Origin of the sequence: Nocardioides zhouii (genome assembly GCF_004137345.1) — a bacterium.
Taxonomy (GTDB): domain Bacteria; phylum Actinomycetota; class Actinomycetes; order Propionibacteriales; family Nocardioidaceae; genus Nocardioides; species Nocardioides zhouii.
In genome coordinates this window covers 233,121-250,306 of sequence record NZ_SDWV01000002.1, presented here as the reverse complement: position 1 = coordinate 250,306, position 17,186 = coordinate 233,121, and the positions used below count along the sequence as shown (strand labels likewise).

General features: G+C 72.3%; 14 protein-coding genes and 1 riboswitch. Of the genes, 10 read left to right on the top strand and 4 right to left on the bottom strand.

Annotated elements, in window-relative coordinates; genetic code table 11:
• Nucleotides 1–59 precede the first annotated feature (59 nt).
• Together EUA94_RS02970 and EUA94_RS02965 are read right to left on the bottom strand one after the other, a co-directional pair.
• Nucleotides 60–500, bottom strand: a complete 441-nt coding sequence (locus EUA94_RS02970) for a GNAT family N-acetyltransferase (RefSeq protein WP_129424503.1) — start codon at nt 498–500, stop codon at nt 60–62.
• Entirely contained in the window at nt 497–1,396 is a 900-nt protein-coding gene (locus EUA94_RS02965) for an alpha/beta hydrolase (RefSeq protein WP_129424501.1), read from the bottom strand. Before EUA94_RS02965 ends, EUA94_RS02970 begins: the two co-directional genes overlap by 4 nt.
• A 42-nt stretch (nt 1,397–1,438) precedes the next feature.
• A riboswitch (TPP riboswitch) is annotated at nt 1,439–1,548 on the top strand.
• Between EUA94_RS02965 and EUA94_RS02960 the strand changes: the two genes are divergently transcribed.
• From EUA94_RS02960 to EUA94_RS02940, 5 genes are all read left to right on the top strand, one after another.
• Entirely contained in the window at nt 1,538–2,614 is a 1,077-nt protein-coding gene (locus tag EUA94_RS02960) for a thiamine ABC transporter substrate-binding protein (protein WP_129424499.1), read from the top strand. (Overlaps the previous riboswitch by 11 nt.)
• Entirely contained in the window at nt 2,611–4,296 is a 1,686-nt protein-coding gene (locus EUA94_RS02955) for an ABC transporter permease (RefSeq protein ID WP_129424497.1), read from the top strand. Before EUA94_RS02960 ends, EUA94_RS02955 begins: the two co-directional genes overlap by 4 nt.
• A gap of 2 nt (nt 4,297–4,298) precedes the next feature.
• Entirely contained in the window at nt 4,299–5,309 is a 1,011-nt protein-coding gene (locus EUA94_RS02950; protein WP_129424495.1) for an ABC transporter ATP-binding protein, read from the top strand.
• A 21-nt stretch (nt 5,310–5,330) separates the two neighbouring features.
• Nucleotides 5,331–6,386 (top strand): phosphatase PAP2 family protein, encoded by a 1,056-nt coding sequence (locus EUA94_RS02945; RefSeq protein ID WP_242494640.1) that lies wholly within the window; start codon nt 5,331–5,333, stop codon nt 6,384–6,386.
• Nucleotides 6,387–6,651: 265 nt separating this feature from the next.
• The gene (locus tag EUA94_RS02940; protein WP_129424493.1) at nt 6,652–8,133 is read left to right on the top strand and encodes a C40 family peptidase; all 1,482 of its coding nucleotides are present in this window, start codon (nt 6,652–6,654) and stop codon (nt 8,131–8,133) included.
• 37 nt (nt 8,134–8,170) lie between these two features.
• Here the strand turns inward: EUA94_RS02940 and EUA94_RS02935 are convergent, their stop codons facing one another.
• Complete coding sequence (locus EUA94_RS02935) at nt 8,171–9,046, bottom strand: sulfotransferase domain-containing protein (protein ID WP_129424491.1); 876 nt, start codon at nt 9,044–9,046, stop codon at nt 8,171–8,173.
• Nucleotides 9,047–9,081: 35 nt separating this feature from the next.
• On the opposite strand from EUA94_RS02935, the gene EUA94_RS02930 reads away from it, so the two are divergent.
• From EUA94_RS02930 to lon, 4 genes are all read left to right on the top strand, one after another.
• Nucleotides 9,082–11,151: an acyl-CoA dehydrogenase family protein gene (locus tag EUA94_RS02930; protein WP_242494639.1), complete on the top strand. Its 2,070-nt coding sequence runs from the start codon at nt 9,082–9,084 to the stop codon at nt 11,149–11,151.
• Nucleotides 11,148–11,834 carry a class I SAM-dependent methyltransferase gene (locus tag EUA94_RS02925; RefSeq protein WP_165356775.1) on the top strand — a complete coding sequence of 229 codons (687 nt, stop codon included), beginning with the start codon at nt 11,148–11,150 and terminating at the stop codon, nt 11,832–11,834. Before EUA94_RS02930 ends, EUA94_RS02925 begins: the two co-directional genes overlap by 4 nt.
• Entirely contained in the window at nt 11,831–12,409 is a 579-nt protein-coding gene (locus EUA94_RS02920; RefSeq protein WP_129424487.1) for an alpha/beta fold hydrolase, read from the top strand. The genes EUA94_RS02925 and EUA94_RS02920 overlap by 4 nt, the downstream gene beginning before the upstream one ends.
• A 174-nt stretch (nt 12,410–12,583) precedes the next feature.
• Nucleotides 12,584–14,947 carry an endopeptidase La gene (gene lon / locus EUA94_RS02915; RefSeq protein WP_129424485.1) on the top strand — a complete coding sequence of 788 codons (2,364 nt, stop codon included), beginning with the start codon at nt 12,584–12,586 and terminating at the stop codon, nt 14,945–14,947.
• Between the two features lie 99 nt (nt 14,948–15,046).
• On the opposite strand, the gene EUA94_RS02910 is transcribed toward lon, so the two are convergent.
• Nucleotides 15,047–15,637, bottom strand: coding sequence for an inorganic diphosphatase (locus EUA94_RS02910; RefSeq protein WP_479724693.1), 591 nt, complete (start codon nt 15,635–15,637; stop codon nt 15,047–15,049).
• A 114-nt stretch (nt 15,638–15,751) separates the two neighbouring features.
• Here EUA94_RS02910 and dacB point away from each other — a divergent pair, with 114 nt between their 5' ends.
• The gene (dacB, locus tag EUA94_RS02905; RefSeq protein WP_129424483.1) at nt 15,752–17,179 is read left to right on the top strand and encodes a D-alanyl-D-alanine carboxypeptidase/D-alanyl-D-alanine endopeptidase; all 1,428 of its coding nucleotides are present in this window, start codon (nt 15,752–15,754) and stop codon (nt 17,177–17,179) included.
• Nucleotides 17,180–17,186 lie beyond the last annotated feature (7 nt).

Below are 17,186 nucleotides of genomic sequence, written 5' to 3'. Positions count from 1 at the left end.
TCGTCTGAACAAAGCTAAGGCGCTCGACTTCTAGCGATAGTTGCCGCTTGAAGGCTGCTCTATGTCGGCGCGGATCTAACCATCGGCACGTGCATGATGCCGTCCTCGTCGAACTCAGGACCGGTCACCTCGAAGCCGTAGCCCGCGTAGAACCCGGTCAGCCCGGTCTGCGCGTCGAGCCGCACCTCGCGATCGCTGCACACGGCCATCGCCTCGTCCATCAGCCGCGCGGCCAGCCCGCGACCACGCGCCACCGGGGCGACCACGACCCGGCCGATGCGCGCCCACCCGCCGTCGTCGAGCACCCGAAGCGTGCCGATGACGACGTCGTCCTCGACCAGCACCACGTGGCGGGTCGCCGGTTCGAGGTCGCGCCCGTCGAGGTCGGGATAGGGGCAGTCCTGCTCGACCACGAAGACCTGCTGCCGCAGCCGCCACACCTCGTACGCCGTCCGTGGCGCGAGGTCGTCGAAGGATGTCGTCAGCACACGGACCGTCATCGCAGGAAGTCCACGACCTGGGTGAAGGCTCGACGTGCCTCCGGGATGAACGGCAGGAGGCCGTAGACGTGGATCAGGTCGGGCTCCTCGATCGAGGTCAGGTCCCAGCCGGCCTCGGCCGCACGTCGCGCCAGCAGCCGGCAGCCGGGGTGGAGCAGGTCGCGCGTGCCGTAGAGCATGAGTGACGTCGGCAGGCCGGACAGGTCGGCGAGTGCGGGCGAGACCTCCGGGCGACCGAGGTCGTCGGCCGAGCCCGCCCACCACAGCGCGTACGCCTCGAGCTTGCTGTAGAAGAGCCATGGGTCGATCGCGTCCGCCGCGCGCGTCTCTGGGGTCGAGGTGGTGAGGTCGACCCAGGGGGCGTGGAGCACGAGGTGGGTCGCCGGTGCGAGGCCGCGGTCGCGCATGGACAGCGCCATCGCGAGCGCGAGGCCTCCACCCGCGGAGTCGCCCGCCAGCACGATGCCGCCCGGTTCGGCCGCCCAGTGGGCGGCATCCGCGACGAGGGCGTCGTGGGAGTCGGCCCACGTGTGCTCGGGAGCCAGGGGGTAGTCGGGCATCACGATCCGCGCGCCGATCGCATCGGCGAGCCGCGTGGCGTACTGCACGTGGACCGCGTCGATCGGCGCCATGAAGGCCCCGCCGTGCACGTAGTAGAGCGTGCGGTGGACGTGCCGGTGGCGCGGCGTCAGGACGTAGGAGGGGAAGCCGATGTCGGTGACGGTGACGTCCCAGTTGCGGGCGAAGCGGGGCGTCCCCCGCGTCGGCAGGCTCCGTGACAGGGATCGGTGCTCGGTCTCGACCCGGGCCCGCTCGGCCGGCTCGCTGTCGAGGTCGCCGGCCCTGCGGAGCCGCGGGATCACCCGGGCGAGGAGCTCGTGACGGCGGCTGGGCATGCGGGCAGCGTAGGGGCCCGGCTGCAGCAGCAGTACGCTGGCGGCACAAGACAGGGGAGCACGCGCAGGCGTGCTGAGAGTGCGGACCAGCCGCAGACCCTACGAACCTGATCCGGTTAGCACCGGCGATAGGGAGTCACCATGCACCAGTCATCCGTTCGCGCTGCCCTCACGACGGCGGTGGCCGCTCTGGCCCTCGCCGGCTGCAGCCTCAGCGGCGGCGACCCGTCGGGGCCGACGACCTCGGCGGCCGACGGGTCCGACGGCACGACCGGCGGCACCGTCGTCCTCGCCACCCACGAGTCCTTCGCCCTGCCGAAGAAGCTCATCCGCCGCTTCGAGGAGGAGAGCGGCTACACCCTCGAGGTCCGCGCAGCCGGTGACGCCGGCACGCTCGCCACCAAGCTCAGCCTGACGGCGGACAACCCGATTGCCGACGCCGCCTTCGGCATCGACAACACCTTCGCCTCGCGACCGCTCGGCGAGGGCGCGTTCGCGCCGGTGACGCCGTCGGTCACCCCGCCCGAGGAGTACGCCCTCGCGGAGGGCGGCGACCGGCTCGTACCGATCGACTCGGCGAGCGTGTGCGTCAACGTCGACACCGCCTGGTTCGACGCCGAGGGGCTCGAACCCCCGCAGATGCTCGACGACCTCACCGACCCGGCGTACGCCGACCTGCTGGTGACGCCGGGCGCCTCGACGAGCAGTCCGGGCATGGCGTTCTTCCTCGCGACGGTCGCCGAGCACGGCGACGACTGGCCCGCGTACTGGACCGACCTGCTCGCCAACGGCGCCAAGGTCGTCGACGGTTGGGAGGACGCCTACTACGGCGACTTCACCGCCGGGTCCGAGACCGGCACCCGCCCGATCGTCGTGTCCTATGACTCCTCCCCGGCGTTCACCGTGAAGGACGGCCGGACCACGACGGCGGCCCTGCTCGACACCTGCTTCCGCCAGGTCGAGTACGCCGGCGTGCTGGCCGGCGCCGACAACCCCGAGGGCGCGCAGGCGCTCATCGACTGGATGCTCAGTGACGAGGTGCAGAGCGCCCTGCCGGAGTCGATGTACGTCTTCCCCGTCATGCCCGGCGCGACGGTGCCGGACGACTGGGCCGAGTTCGCCCCGCAGCCCACGGACCCGTACGAGGTCTCGCCGGAGGAGATCGCCGCGAACCGCGAGCAGTGGCTGACGGAGTGGACCGACGTCGTGTCGCGATGAGTCTCGATACGACCGCGCTCGTTCCTCGCGCGGTCACTCGACCACCGAATCGGAGGGTCGTCGGGCTCCTGCTGCTGGCCGCGGGGCCGGTGCTGGTGCTCGGCCTGCTCTTCGTCCTCCCGGTGACGGGCATGGTCGCGGAGGGGTTCGTCGTCGACGGCCGCTTCGCCCCCGGCGCCGTGCTCGAGGTGCTGGCCCGCCCGCGCGTGCACCGGGTCGCGTGGTTCACCGTGTGGACCTCGGGCGTCGCGACCGCCCTCGCCGTCGTCCTCGGCCTGCCGGCGGCGTACGCCCTCCACCGGCTCGCGCTGCCCGGCCGCGCCGCGGTGCGCGCCGCGCTGCTGGTGCCGTTCGTCCTGCCGACCGTCGTCGTCGGGGTCGCCTTCCGCCAGCTGCTGGGGGAGGGCGGGCCGCTCGGGTCGCTCGGCCTCGACGGCACGCCGTTCGCCATCGTCTGCGGGCTGGTCTTCTTCAACGTGGCCGTCGTGGTGCGCACCGTCGGCGTCGCGTGGGAGGCCCTCGATCCCCGGCCCGGCCAAGCCGCGGCCGCGCTGGGGGCGTCGCCGTCGCAGGTGCTGCGCACCGTGACGCTGCCTGCCCTGCGGCCGGCGATCGTGGGCGCCGCGAGCATCGTCTTCCTGTTCTGCGCGACGGCGTTCGGCATCGTGCTGACCCTCGGCGGCGTCCGCCACGCGACCGTCGAGACCGAGATCTACCTGCTGACCACGACCGTCTTCGACCTGCAGGCCGCGGCCGCACTCTCGGTGCTGCAGATCGTCGTGGTGGTCGGGCTCCTGGCGCTCGCCGCGCGACTGCGGGCCGTGCCGGACCCGACTGCCCACCGGACGGCGACGCCCGCCCGGCCAGTACGTCGTGGCGACACGCCCGTCGTGGTCGCGACGCTGCTCGTGCTTGCGGCGATGCTCGTGCCGATCCTCACGCTGGTCGTCGGCTCGCTGCGTGTCGACGGCGGATGGGGCCTGGCCAACTACCGCGCGCTGTCCGGGACCGGGGACGACCAGGCGCTCCTCGTGCCCGTCACCTCGGCCCTGGCGACCAGCCTGCGTACGGCCGTCGACGCGACCTGGATGGCCCTGCTCGTCGGCGTTGTCGTCGCCGCGATCGTCACGCGCCGCTCGCACTCGGTCGCCGAGCGCCGGGTGCGCTCGACGCTCGACGGCTTCTTCATGCTGCCGCTCGGGGTCAGCGCGGTGACGCTCGGCTTCGGCTTCCTGATCACCCTCGACCAGCCGCCGGTGGACCTCCGCGACTCGCCGTTCCTCGTGCCGATGGCCCAGGCCCTCGTCGCGCTCCCACTGGTCGTACGGACGCTGACGCCGGTGCTCGGCGGCATCGACGACCGGCAGCGCCAGGCCGCCGCGTCGCTGGGTGCGTCGCCGTGGCGCACCCTGCTGACGGTCGACCTGCCGGTGGCGTGGAAGCCGACGCTCGCCGCGGGTGGCTTCGCGTTCGCGGCGTCGCTGGGCGAGTTCGGCGCCACCTCGTTCCTCGCGCGCGACGACAGCCCGACGCTGCCCGTCGTGATCTTCCGGCTCATCGGGCACCCCGGCGCGATGAACTTCGGGATGGCCCTCGCCGCCTCCGTCGTCCTCGCCGCCACGACCGCTGTCGTGATGCTCGCCGTCGAGCGGCTGCGCGTGCCCGGTGTGGGAGCGTTCTAGCGATGCTGAACCTGACGGACGTGACCGTTTCCTACGGCGAGACCACCGCCGTCGACGACGTGTCCCTCGACCTCGCCACCGGTCAGGTGCTCGCGGTGCTCGGTCCCTCCGGCTGCGGCAAGTCCACCCTGCTCCGCGCGGTCGCCGGCCTCGAGCCGGTCGCGTCGGGCTCGATCGCCTGGGACGGCACCGACCTCGCGGGCACGCCGACCCACAAGCGCGGGTTCGCGCTGATGTTCCAGGACGGCCAGCTCTTCGCCCACCTGACGGTGGCCCGCAACGTGGCGTACGCCCTCCGGCTGCGGCGTACGCCCTCGGCCCGGACGGCCGCCCGGGTCGGCGAGCTGCTCGAGCTGGTCGGGCTCGCGGGCTACGACGACAGGCTGCCCGGCACCCTGTCCGGCGGCGAGCGGCAGCGGGTCGCGCTGGCCCGCGCCCTGGCGGTCGAGCCGCGGCTGATCCTGCTCGACGAGCCGCTCTCGGCCCTCGACACGAACCTGCGCGAGCGGCTGGCGGGCGACCTGCGCACGATCCTCCGCGCTGCCGGCACCACCGCGCTCCTGGTGACGCACGACCACGAGGAGGCCTTCGCCCTCGCCGACCGCCTCGCGGTGATGCGGGACGGGCGGGTCGTGCAGTCGGGCGCGATCGACGAGGTCTGGCGCGAGCCGGTCGACGAGGCGACGGCCCTGTTCCTCGGCTACGCCCGGGTCGTACGAGGCGACGCTGCGAGCCGGGTGCTGGCCGCGGCGGGGATGCCCCCGGCGTACGCCGTCGCGCTGCGCCGCTCGGCGCTGGTGCTCGACGAGGCGGGCACCCTCGCGGCGCGCGTCGAGTCGGCGCGGGTGACTCCCGAGCAGGTGCGCCTCGTCGTGGAGGTCGACGGCATCGGCGTCCTCGACGCGGTCGCGCCGCTGGGCAGCCGGGTGTCGCCCGGCGACGAGGCCACGCTCCGCGTCGATGTGACACGTCTCGCGGCTCTGCCGCTCACGCCGATCAGGTCAGCGCCTTGACCGCTCCCTAGACTGACCCGCGTGTATCGACCCGCCTATGCCCTGCTCGTGGGAGTCGCCGCCACCATGGGCGCTCTCGCGCTGGCGGCGTCCCTCACCCTCGACCGGCCGCTCGTCGACCCCGAGGGCTTCCTGGGCCCGGCCGTCGTACGCCTGCCGCTGATCGTGCTCGGCGCCTTCCTGCTCGACCTGCTGCCTCGCACGCTGTACGGCTCGCGGATGAAGCCGGCGCTGATGCCGGCGATCGCCAAGGAGCGGGTGCGCACCCACTGGGACCGTGAGCGGATCACCCTCACGGTGCTCGGGCTGGTGTCCTTCTACATCACCTACGTCTGCTACCGGAACCTCAAGTCGTTCCTCCCGTTCATCATGGGCGAGGACATCAAGGACAAGTACGACCGCTCACTGCACCTCGTCGACCGCGCGCTGATGTTCGGCCACGAACCGGCGACGATCCTCCACACCATCTTCGGCTCGGGGATCTCCGCGCACTTCCTGTCGACGATCTACCTCTGGTTCCTGCCGCTGGTGCCGCTGGCGCTCGCGGCCTGGCTGGTGTGGTCGCGCAACATCACCTTCGGCTACTGGTTCGCCACGTCCCAGTGCCTGGCGTGGGCGCTCGGCACCGCGTCCTACTACGCCCTTCCGACCCTCGGGCCGGGCTTCAGCTACAGCTACCTCTACACCGACCTCCCCGTCACCGGCTCGAGCCAGCTGATGAAAGCGCTGTCCTACGGACGCAGTGGAGTGATCCGTGACGGCCTCGAGGGCTCCGTCCAGTCCGTTGCCGGCTTCGCGTCCCTGCACGTCGCGATCACCCTGCTGGTGGCGCTGATGGTGCAGTACACGCTCCGCAACCGGATCCTCCACATCGTCTTCTGGGCCAACTTCGCGATCACCGTCGTCGCCACCCTCTACTTCGGCTGGCACTACATCGCCGACGACCTCGCCGGCGTCGTCATCGCCCTCTTCTCCTTCTGGCTCGGCGGACTCGCGAGCGGGCAGAAGTTCGACCGGCACGGGTTGGCCTCCCACCCGACCTCCACGACCTCCCAGGTTCCCGTCGACGCCGAGTGAGGCGTCCGTACGTGTAGGAGTCCCCGCTTAAGCGGTGACTCCCGCGCTCCTGTGCTGTTGCAACGGCCGATATGCGCAGGAGTTCGCACACCTCGAGGTCGGTCGCGGGAGAACTACATTGTTGTAGTTTGCAAGCCGACACGCCGGTGGCAGGTGAAGGAATTGGGGAAAGTGTTCCCAGTGTGACGAAAGTTCTCTAACGTGGCTCGCGTTGCCCGTGCGAAGGGGAAGTCGCACGGGCGTCCGAGACCCCGAGGGAACCCCCGTGCCCGTCGCTCCACCGCTCCGCCACGCACCCGCGCCGCGTCGTACGACGTCGCGCTGGGCGATGGCCGTGGTCGTCGTGGCCGGTCTGGCGCTGGGTGGGCATGGGGCCGCCTTCGCCGACGACGACTCGGTGCCCACCGAGGCCGACGTCTCCGCCGCGAAGCGGGAGGCGGCCGACAAGGGTCGCGACGTGGCCGCGGTGCAGGCCGACCTGATCCGGGCCAACCTCGCGCTCGACGGCGCCGGTGACCGTGCCGCCCAGGCCGCCGAGGCGTGGAACGGTGCCCGGTGGCGTGCCGAGGAGGTGCGGCAGGAGGCGTCCGACGCGCAGGACGCGGCCGACGCCGCCCGTGACGACGTCGCCGAGCAGCGCGAGCTGTACGCGTCGACGGTCGTCCGCTCGTACGAGGAGTCCTCGCAGATCCAGGGGCTCTCCGCCGTGGTCGAGGCCGACGGCATCCAGTCGCTCATCGACCGCAGCATCACGGTGAGCAACACCTCGCAGGTGCTCGACCAGCAGTACGACGCCTTCAGAGCTGCCTCCGCGGTCGCCGACGTCACCGCCATCACCGCCGAGCAGGCCGCCGAGCGCGCGACCACGGCCGAGCTCGAGGCCGAGCAGGCCCGCGACGCGGCCGCCGAGGCGCAGGCCGAGGCCGGCACGCAGGCCGAGGAGATCTCGGCGACCAAGGCCGACCTGATCGCCGAGATGGCGGAGCTCGAGGGCATCAGCGTCCGGCTGGCGGAGAAGCGCCAGAGTGCGCTCGAGAAGGCCGCGGCCGAGGCTGCTGCCGCCGCCGCGCAGGCCGAGGCGGAAGCCCAGGCGCAGGCCGAGGCGGAAGCCCAGGCCCAGGCCGAGGCGGATGCCCAGGCCCTTGCCCAACAGCAGGCCCAGCAGACCCCTACGCCCACACCCACGCCGTCCAGCAAGCCGACGCCCACCAGCAAGCCGACGCCGACCCCCACCGCGAGCCCCACGCCGACGCCCACGGCCACCCCGACCCCGACCCCGACGCCGACCGCGACCCCCACCCCGACCGTCACGCCGACGCCCACCGTCACCCCCACTGTCACCCCCACCGTCACCCCGCCGACCACCCCGCCGCCCGCACCGGGTGGCGGCGCGCCGGCGGCGATCGCCTTCGCGGCCTCGCAGATCGGCAAGCCCTACGCGTACGGCGCTTCGGGCCCCGACTCGTGGGACTGCTCCGGCCTGACCGCGGCGGCGTGGGCCCAGGGCGGCAAGGCGATCCCGCACTACTCGGTCGCGCAGTACACCCAGTCGACGCGGATCACTGCGGCCCAGCTGGCGCCCGGCGACCTGGTGTTCTGGGGCTCGTCCAGCAACCCGACCTCGATCTACCACGTCGCGATCTACATCGGCGACGGCCAGATCATCCACGCGCCGCGTACGGGCCGCGACGTCGGCCAGGAGTCCATGTACTACTGGCGAACCCCCAACTTCTTCGCGCGGCCCTGAGGGGGACGTGCGCCCCTCTCGTGGGTAGGGGCGCGCGTCACCTCACCTTGCGGGCGAAACGGGCGGCGAGCTCGCCGGGGTCGAGCTCGCCGTCCAGCACGAGCCGGGTCGGCCAGGCCGATGTGTCGATGTCGGACAGCTCCTCGAAGAGCGCGAGGTCCCTGGCGTACGTCTCCGCGAGCCGGCTGACGTCGTCGGCCGTGGGTGCCGTGCCCGGCACCAGCTCGGCGCCTGCGTGCCAGTTCCGCAGCGGCGGCACGCGCTCGAAGCGCGGCAGCTCGAGGAAGTCGGTGGTGCGGTGGACCGTGGCCTCGAAGTCGCCGAGCATGTCGCGCAGCTCGAGCAGCAGCCACTGCTGTCGACCGAACAGCTCGAAGCCGCGTTGCAGCTGCTCGCCGTAGAACCCGCGGGCGATGCCGGTCATGTGCCGCCACCGCATCGTGCGTACGTCGTCGGGCACCTCGTCGGGCAGCGAGGTGTGCGGCCACTCGGTGAGGAAGTCGGGCCAGTCCGGCCAGGCGAGGTTGCGCGAGCGCAGCATCACCCAGTGGGAGAACAGCCGCTCGAGCGGGTCGCGGAAGACCGCGACCAGCGGCATGCCCGTGTCGAAGGCGTGCATCCGCTCCAGCGCGTGCGGCCAGTAGAGATAGGTCGGCGAGGAGTCTCCGACGAGGCGGTGGATCGGCGCCCGCCGCGGCGCGGTGTAGTCGCGGCCGTAGTCCGGCGCCGACCAGTCGACGGTCTCGTCGTCGAAGTAGTGGCGCTCCTTGTCCGGCGGCTGGCACACGAGCCGGTGCTGGTTCAGCGTCACCGCCAGCGTCGACGTGCCGCCCTTCTGCACGCCCACGATCGCGTAGTTGTAGGCCATCGTCCCCAGGTGATCGCCCGGAGGGGTGGCTTCTGACACGTTCATCGCGGCGAACCTACCTGCAGGACTACTTTGTCGGTATGGCCACCGAGCAGGTCCCGCCCCTCGCGGACGAGATGCCCACTGTCCAGCCCGAGCCCGCCCGGGTGCGCAGCGACGAGAGCGGGGTCCATGCCGGCGACAAGGGCTACCAGCAGCCCGAGGTCGACGTCGCCGCCCTCCGTACGCTCCTCGACGGCCGCTACGCCGAGGTGCGCGACCTGGTGCGGGCCAACCTCGCCGAGCACGCGCAGGTGCTCGTCGACGAGGAGGAGATGTCCACCGCCGACTTCCGTGAGCGAGTCAAGGACGTCGTGGTGATGATGGCGGGCACCGGCCAGACCGGGATGGGCTTCCCCGAGGAGTACGGCGGGGGCGGCGACATCGGCGCCTCGATCGCCGCCTTCGAGACCCTCGCGATGGGCGACCTGTCGGTGCTGGTCAAGGTCGGCGTGCAGTTCGGACTCTTCGGCGGCGCGATCCTCCAGCTCGGCACGAAGACCCACCACGACGCCCACCTCGCCGACCTCGTGAGCGGCCGCACCATGGGCTGCTTCGCGATGACCGAGAGCGGCCACGGCTCCAACGTGCAGGCCCTCGGCACCGTCGCGACGTACGACACCGCGACCGAGGAGTTCGTCATCACGACTCCCGACGACGCGAGCCGCAAGGACTACATCGGCAACGCGGCGGCCCATGCCGAGCTCGCCGCGGTGTTCGCGCAGCTCGAGGTCGACGGCGAGCGGCACGGCGTGCACGCCTTCGTCGTCCCGATCCGCTCCGGCGGGCAGGTCGTCGACGGCGTACGCATCGAGGACTGCGGACCCAAGATGGGCCTCAACGGCGTCGACAACGGACGCATCTGGTTCGACGGCGTACGAGTGCCGCGCACAGCCCTGCTCAACCAGTTCGCCGAGGTCACCCCCGAGGGCCGCTACCTCTCGCCGATCGAGAACCCCAACAAGCGGTTCTTCACGATGCTCGGCACCCTCGTGCAAGGCCGCGTCTGCGTCGGCGGGGCCGGGATCAACGCCGCGAAGGTCGCGCTGACCATCGCCACCCGCTACGCCGTGCGCCGCCGCCAGTTCGAGGCGACCTCGCCCGACGAGGAGCAGGTGCTCCTCGACTACGGCATGCACCAGCGCCGGCTGCTGCCTCTCGTCGCGCGGACGTACGCCCTCCACTTCGCGCAGGAGGTCGTCGCCGGCCAGCTCCACGACGTCTTCTCCGGCCCCGGTCCCAACGAGGAGGGCGACGACGAGCACGCCCGGCGGATGCTCGAGTCCCGGGCCGCGGCCACGAAGGCTCTCGGCACCTGGCACGCGACGCACGCCATCCAGGAGTGTCGCGAGGCGTGCGGCGGCGCGGGCTACATCAGCGAGAACCGGTTCACCGCGCTCAAGGCCGACACCGACGTCTTCACCACCTTCGAGGGCGACAACCACGTCCTGCTGCAGCTGGTCGCCAAGGGCCTGCTCACCGACTACGCCGGTGAGTTCGAGGACATGGACCAGCTCGGGATGGCCCGCTTCGTGGCCGGGCTCGCGGTCGAGACCGTCGTCGAGCGGACCTCGGTGCACAAGCTCGTGCAGTCGGTGCGCGACCTACTGCCCGGCGGCGACCGGTGGGACCAGGAGGCCGGCCTCCTCGACCCCAACTACCAGCTGGCCATGCTGCGCTTCCGCGAGGAGCACATGATCGGCGGCGTCGCGCGGCGGCTCAAGCGCGGCATCGACCAGGGATCCAACCCGGGCGCCGTCTTCTCCCGGGTGCAGGACCACGTGATCGCCGCGGCCCGCGCCCACGCCGAGCGGCTGGTGCTCGAGGCGTTCGTCGCGAAGGCCGCCGAGCTCCCCGACGGCGACCTCAAGGTCGCCGTCAACCTGCTCTGCGACCTCCACGCGCTCAGCACGATCGAGGCCGACCGCGCCTGGTTCATGGAGCACGGCCGGCTCTCGAGCGCCCGCTCCAAGGCGATCAGCCGTGAGGTCGGCTCGCTGTGTCGCAAGATCCGGCCGCTCGCCGTTGACCTCGTCGACGCCTTCGGGGTGCCGGAGGAGGTGCTGCGCAGCCCCGAGCTGCTGACCTGGACCGACACGGGCCCGGCGTGAGCCCACGCAGGACGAGGTTGCCCGGGCTGGGTGGCTGGAGCGACGACCCGCTGTGGTCCTACGTCTACCCCTGGCTCGTCGAGCACCCGCACGTCGGAGGTCCGGCGTGGCGCGCGGGCACCGGCAGCGACCTGCGCCTGATCGACGAGGCCGCGGCCGAGCTCGGAACCCTGCCCGCCGGGGCGCGCGTCCTCGACATCCCCACCGGATCGGGCGTCGCGCTGCGTGGGCTGCGGCCCGGTCAGGGCGTACGCGTCGTGGCCGCCGACATCTCGCCCACCATGCTGGCGCGGGCGCTGGACTCCGCGGCACGGCTCGGGGTGGCCGACCAGGTGATCACGACCGTGGCCGACGTCGGCGAGCTGCCCTTCGACGACGGCACCTTCGACCTCGTCGCGTCCTTCACCGGGCTGCACTGCTTCCCCGACCCGCGGCAGGCGATCCGCGAGATGGTACGGGTGCTGGCGCCCGGCGGCGCGATCACGGGCAGCTCGATCTTCACCGACACCGGCGCGCGCTACGGGCCGCTGCGACGAGGCGGCGCGCGGGCCGGGATCCTCGGCCCGATGTGCACCTCCGGCGAGGCGCGTCGCTGGCTGCAGGCCGCCGGGTGCGACACGGTAGACCTGCGGATCCACGGCGCGTTGGGCTACTTCCGCGCCACGAAGGAGGGGACACGATGACCTTCGGAGGACTGCCGACCCGCTGGGAGCCGTCGGGCGCGAGCCGCGGCGTCGCCCTGATCGCGCCCGGCCGGGCGTACTCACCGAGCGCGCCGCTCCTGGAGCTCGCGCGCCGGGCCCTGCTCCAGCACGGCTTCACCGTCCAGCAGCTCTGGTGGGACTCCACCACCCGCGGCGACGACGACGAGCCCGAGCCGTGGGTACGCCGCCACGTGCAGGCCGCGCACGCCGCCGAGGACGCCGACCACGTGCTGGTCGTCGGCAAGTCGCTCGGCACCCTCGCCGCGTCGTACGCCGCCGAGCTCGGGCTCGACGCGATCTGGTTCACCCCGCTGCTGGTCGAGCCGGAGGTGGCCGAGGCCATCGCGGCCAACGCCGGCCGTCAGCTCCTCGTCGGCGGTCTGGCCGACGATCTGTGGGATCCAGCCATTGCCCGCGAGCTCGCCGAGGCCGGCTGCGAGGTGCTCGAGGTCCCCGACGCCGACCACAGCCTGGCCACCGACGACGCGGTCCGCACCGCTGAGATCCACCTCGAGGTCGCCCGAGCCGTCGAGGCCTTCCTGTCACAGGTCTGACCCTGGCGACCTCCGGCGGACGCTGTAACGCCGGGTTAGTTGCTGTACCCACCCCCGTGCTCCGGGGTGGGTACACGTCATAACCCGGCGTTACAGCGCGACGGGCCGGCGGCGTTCGCGCTGGGCGAACCCAGAACCGGAATCCCTCTCCGGTTCCCGGGCGTTGGACAGGACATGACGCAGAACCTCTCCCTCCCCGTGGTGTTCCTCCACGACACCGTCGTGCTGCCCGGCATGGTGGTGCCCATCGAGTTCGACGACTCCGCCCGCGCGGCCATCGACGCCGCCCGCCTCGCCCACGACGGCGAGCCCGACACCGAGCCGACCCGGGTGCTGGTCGCCCCCCGCCTCGAGGACCGCTACGCCACCCACGGCGTCGTCGCGGTCGTCGACAAGATCGGCCGCTTCGCCGGCGGCAGGCCGGCCGCCGTGCTCCGTGCCGAGCGCCGCGTCGCCATCGGTGCGGGCGTGACGGGACCCGGCGCCGCCCTCTGGGTGGAGGCCGAGACGGTCCCGCGGACGGCCGACACCGACGAGCTGCGCGCCCTCGCGGAGGACTACCGCGCGCTCGTGGTCTCGATCCTGGAGCGTCGGGAGGCGTGGCAGGTGATCGAGAACGTCCGCAACGTCGAGGACCCGGACGCCCTGGCCGACATGTCGGGCTATGCGCCCTACCTCAGCGACGACCAGAAGCGGCAGGTCCTCGAGACCCCCGACGTGGGCGACCGGCTGCGCCTCCTCGTCGACTGGACGCGGGCGTACGACGCCGAGGACGAGGTCAACGACAAGATCAGCCAGGACGTACGCGAGGGGCTGGAGAAGAACCAGCGGGAGTTCCTGCTGCGCCAGCAGCTCGCGGCGATCCGCAGAGAATTGGGGGAGGGCGAGGCTGGCGTCAAGGGCGGATCCGACGACTACCGCGCACGCGTGGAGGCGGCCGACCTGCCCGAGGCGGTGCGGGAGGCCGCGATGCGCGAGGTCGACAAGCTCGAGCGCGCCAGCGAGCAGAACCCGGAGGCCGGCTACCTCCGCACCTGGCTCGACACCGTCCTGGACCTGCCCTGGAACGTGCGCACCGAGGACTCCACGGACATCGCCGCCGCCCGCGCGGTGCTGGACGCCGACCACCACGGCCTCGACGAGGTCAAGGACCGCATCACCGAGTACCTCGCCGTGCGCGCACGCCGGGCCGAGCGCGGCCTGGAGGTCGTCGGCGGCCGCGGCTCCGGGGCGGTGATCCTGCTCGCTGGGCCTCCCGGCGTCGGCAAGACCTCGCTGGGCGAGTCCGTCGCCCGCACGCTCGGGCGGAGGTTCGTCCGCGTCGCCCTCGGCGGCGTACGCGACGAGGCGGAGATCCGCGGGCACCGCCGCACGTACGTCGGCGCGCTCCCCGGCCGCATCACGCGCGCCATGAAGGAGGCCGGCTCGATGAACCCGGTCGTCCTCCTCGACGAGGTGGACAAGGTCGGTGCGGACTACCGCGGTGACCCGGCTGCCGCACTGCTCGAGGTGCTCGACCCGGCGCAGAACCACACCTTCCGCGACCACTACCTCGAGCTCGACCTCGACCTGTCCGACGTCGTGTTCATCGCGACGGCCAACGTGGTCGAGCAGATCCCCTCGGCCCTCCTGGACCGGATGGAGCTGGTCACCCTCGACGGCTACACGGAGGACGACAAGGTCGCCATCGCCCGCGACTTCCTCGTGCCGCGGCAGCTGGAGCGGGCGGCGCTGACGCCCGACGAGGTCACCGTCTCGGACGACGCGCTCGGCGAGCTCGCGGCCAACTACACCCGCGAGGCCGGCGTACGCCAGCTCGAGCGGCTGCTGGCCAAGGCGTTCCGCAAGGCCGCGACCCGGCTCGCGACGAGCGAGGTGGATCGGCTCGACATCGACGTGCAGACCCTGACCGACCTGGTCGGCCGGCCGCGCTTCACGCCCGACAGCCACGAGCGCACCGACGTGCCCGGCGTCGCCACCGGACTGGCCGTCACCGGCCTCGGCGGTGACGTGCTCTACGTCGAGACGTCCGTGGCCGAGGGCAAGGCCGGCCTCACCGTCACCGGCCAGCTAGGCGACGTGATGAAGGAGTCGGCCTCGATCGCGCTGTCATGGGTACGGGCGCACGCCGCGGAGCTCGGCATCGCGCCGGCCGCGTTCGAGCAGTCGATCCACGTGCACTTCCCGGCGGGCTCGATCCCGAAGGACGGTCCCTCAGCCGGCGTGACGATGGTGACGGCCCTCGTGTCCCTGCTCACCGGACGACCGGTGCGCTCGGACGTCGGCATGACCGGCGAGGTGTCGCTCGCCGGCCGGGTGCTGCCGATCGGCGGGCTCAAGCAGAAGCTGCTGGCCGCGCAGCGCGCCGGGCTGACCACGGTCTTCGTCCCGGAGCGCAACCGCCCCGACCTCGACGACGTACCGGCCGAGCTGCTCGCCGAGCTCGACGTACGCCCCGTGGGGCGGGTGACCGAGATCCTGGCGGAGGCGCTCGAGCCGCAGGTCCAGGGGCTCGGGACGACGAGCAGCGCCGCCTGAGCTGAGCGCTGTACCGCCGGGTTAGTTGCTGTACCCACCCCCGAGCAAGGGGGTGGGTACAAGCACTAACCCGGCGTTACAGCGGACGGCGCCGGACGATCAGGCGTCCTCGCCGAGGCTCTCGTCGGCGATGTTGTCGAGGTCGTTGCCGTGGCCCTCGGTCTTGAACCGCTCGAAGGAGGCGTGGACCTCGGCCTCGGCCTCGACGCGGCCGACCCAGTCGGCGCCTTCGACGGACTTGCCGGGCTCGAGGTCCTTGTAGACCTCGAAGAAGTGCTGGATCTCGAGCCGGTCGTACTTCGAGACGTGGTTGATGTCGCGCAGGTGCTCGAGGCGCGGGTCGTGGCTCGGCACGCAGAGGACCTTGTCGTCGCCGCCGGCCTCATCGGTCATCCGGAACATGCCGATCGCGCGACACTCGATGAGGCAGCCGGGGAACGTCGGCTGCTGCAGGATCACGAGCGCGTCGAGCGGGTCGCCGTCCTGGCCGAGGGTGTTCTCGATGAAGCCGTAGTCGGCCGGATAGGCCGTCGAGGTGAAGAGCATGCGGTCCAGGCGGATGCGGCCGGTCTCGTGGTCGACCTCGTACTTGTTGCGCTCACCCTTGGGGATCTCCACCAGCACGTCGAACGTCAGCACGTCTTCCTCCACACTCTCCGGCACGTCATCGGGCCGGGTCGACTCACCCATCACCGCGTCCGGCGAGGAGCCCGACGCGTTGTCCTGGGGGCAGTGTCGCGCACAATGGCCCCGATGCGCGAAGCGAGAGGGTCGAAAGGTCAGGGACGTGAGGTACGCCACCTTGTGACCCACTGGCTCCCGACGGTGCTCGTGCTCGCCCTCCTCGCCGCTGGGGTCGGCGCCTACCGCTTCGAGTGGGGCCAGCGCTACCTCCCGTGGCTCGCGGCCGACCCGGTGACCGAGCCCGAGGCCGTGCTCCCTCCGGCCGGGCTCGACCTCCCCGAGTGGGACGTCGCCGTGGCCGACGACGAACCCGTGGTCGGGTCGGCCGACATCGCGCCCGACAAGGTGGCTGCCGCGATCGCCCCCTACGTCACCGATCCCGACCTGGGCCGGCACGTGGTCGGCGCGGTGACCTCGCTGACGCCCGGCTCGCCGGTGTGGACGACCGGCGACGGGCGCTACCTGCCCGCCTCGACCACCAAGCTGCTCACCCTCGGCGCCGCGCTGGCCACGCTCGGCCCCGACCAGACGTTCACGACGAGGGTCGTACGCGGTGCTGGACCCCGCGAGGTGGTGCTGGTCGGCGGGGGAGACCCGCTCCTGGCCAGCCAGCCGGTCGCGCTGGCCGAGGCCGAGTCGACGTACCCCGCCCGTGCCGACGTCGCCACGTTGGCCCTCACCGCGGCGGAGGCGCTCGGCGGCACGGGACGCGTACGGGTCCGCTTCGACGACAGCCTCTTCACCGGCCCGACCGACAACCCGGCCTGGCGGCGTGACTACGTCCCCGACGACATCGTCAGCCCGATCACCGCGCTCATGGTCGACAGCGGGATCGAGCCCGACCGGCTCTCCCGGTCGGACGACCCGTCCCTGGCCGCCGCTCGTGCGTTCGCGGCTGCGCTCACCGCCGCGGGCGTGCGTGTGGTCGGCGAGCCTCAGCGGGCCGTCGTACGCCCCGGGGCTGAGGAGCTGGCCAGTGTCGAGAGCGCGCCCCTGTCGGAGATCGCCGAACGGATCCTCGACGTCAGTGACAACGAGGGAGCGGAGGTCGTCGGCCACCAGGTCGGCCTCGCCGTCTCCGGCACCGGCTCCTTCGAGGCCGGCGCGGCCGCGGTGCTCGAGACCCTGGGCGGGCTCGGGATCGACGTCTCCGGCGACGAGGTGTACGACGGCTCGGGCCTCTCGCGCCGCAACCGGGTCGCCGCCACCACGCTGCTGGCACTGATCCAGCACGCTGCGGGGCCGGACGGCGACGCGCTGCGCAACCTCGTCACCGGCATGCCGGTCGCCGGGTTCACGGGCTCGCTGACCTACCGATTCGCCGACGGCCCGGCGGTCGCGCGCGGGCTGGTGCGGGCCAAGACCGGCACCCTCACCGGCGTACATGCGCTCGCCGGCATCGCCGTCGGCCGCGACGGCGAGCCGATGGCGTTCGTGTTCGGGGCCGACAAGTCGCCCCCGTTGAAGAAGGTCGACGCGCAGGAGGCGCTCGACCGCGCGGCCGCCGCCCTCGCGGCCTGCCGCTGCTCCGCCTCGGTGGTCGAGTAGGGCGAGG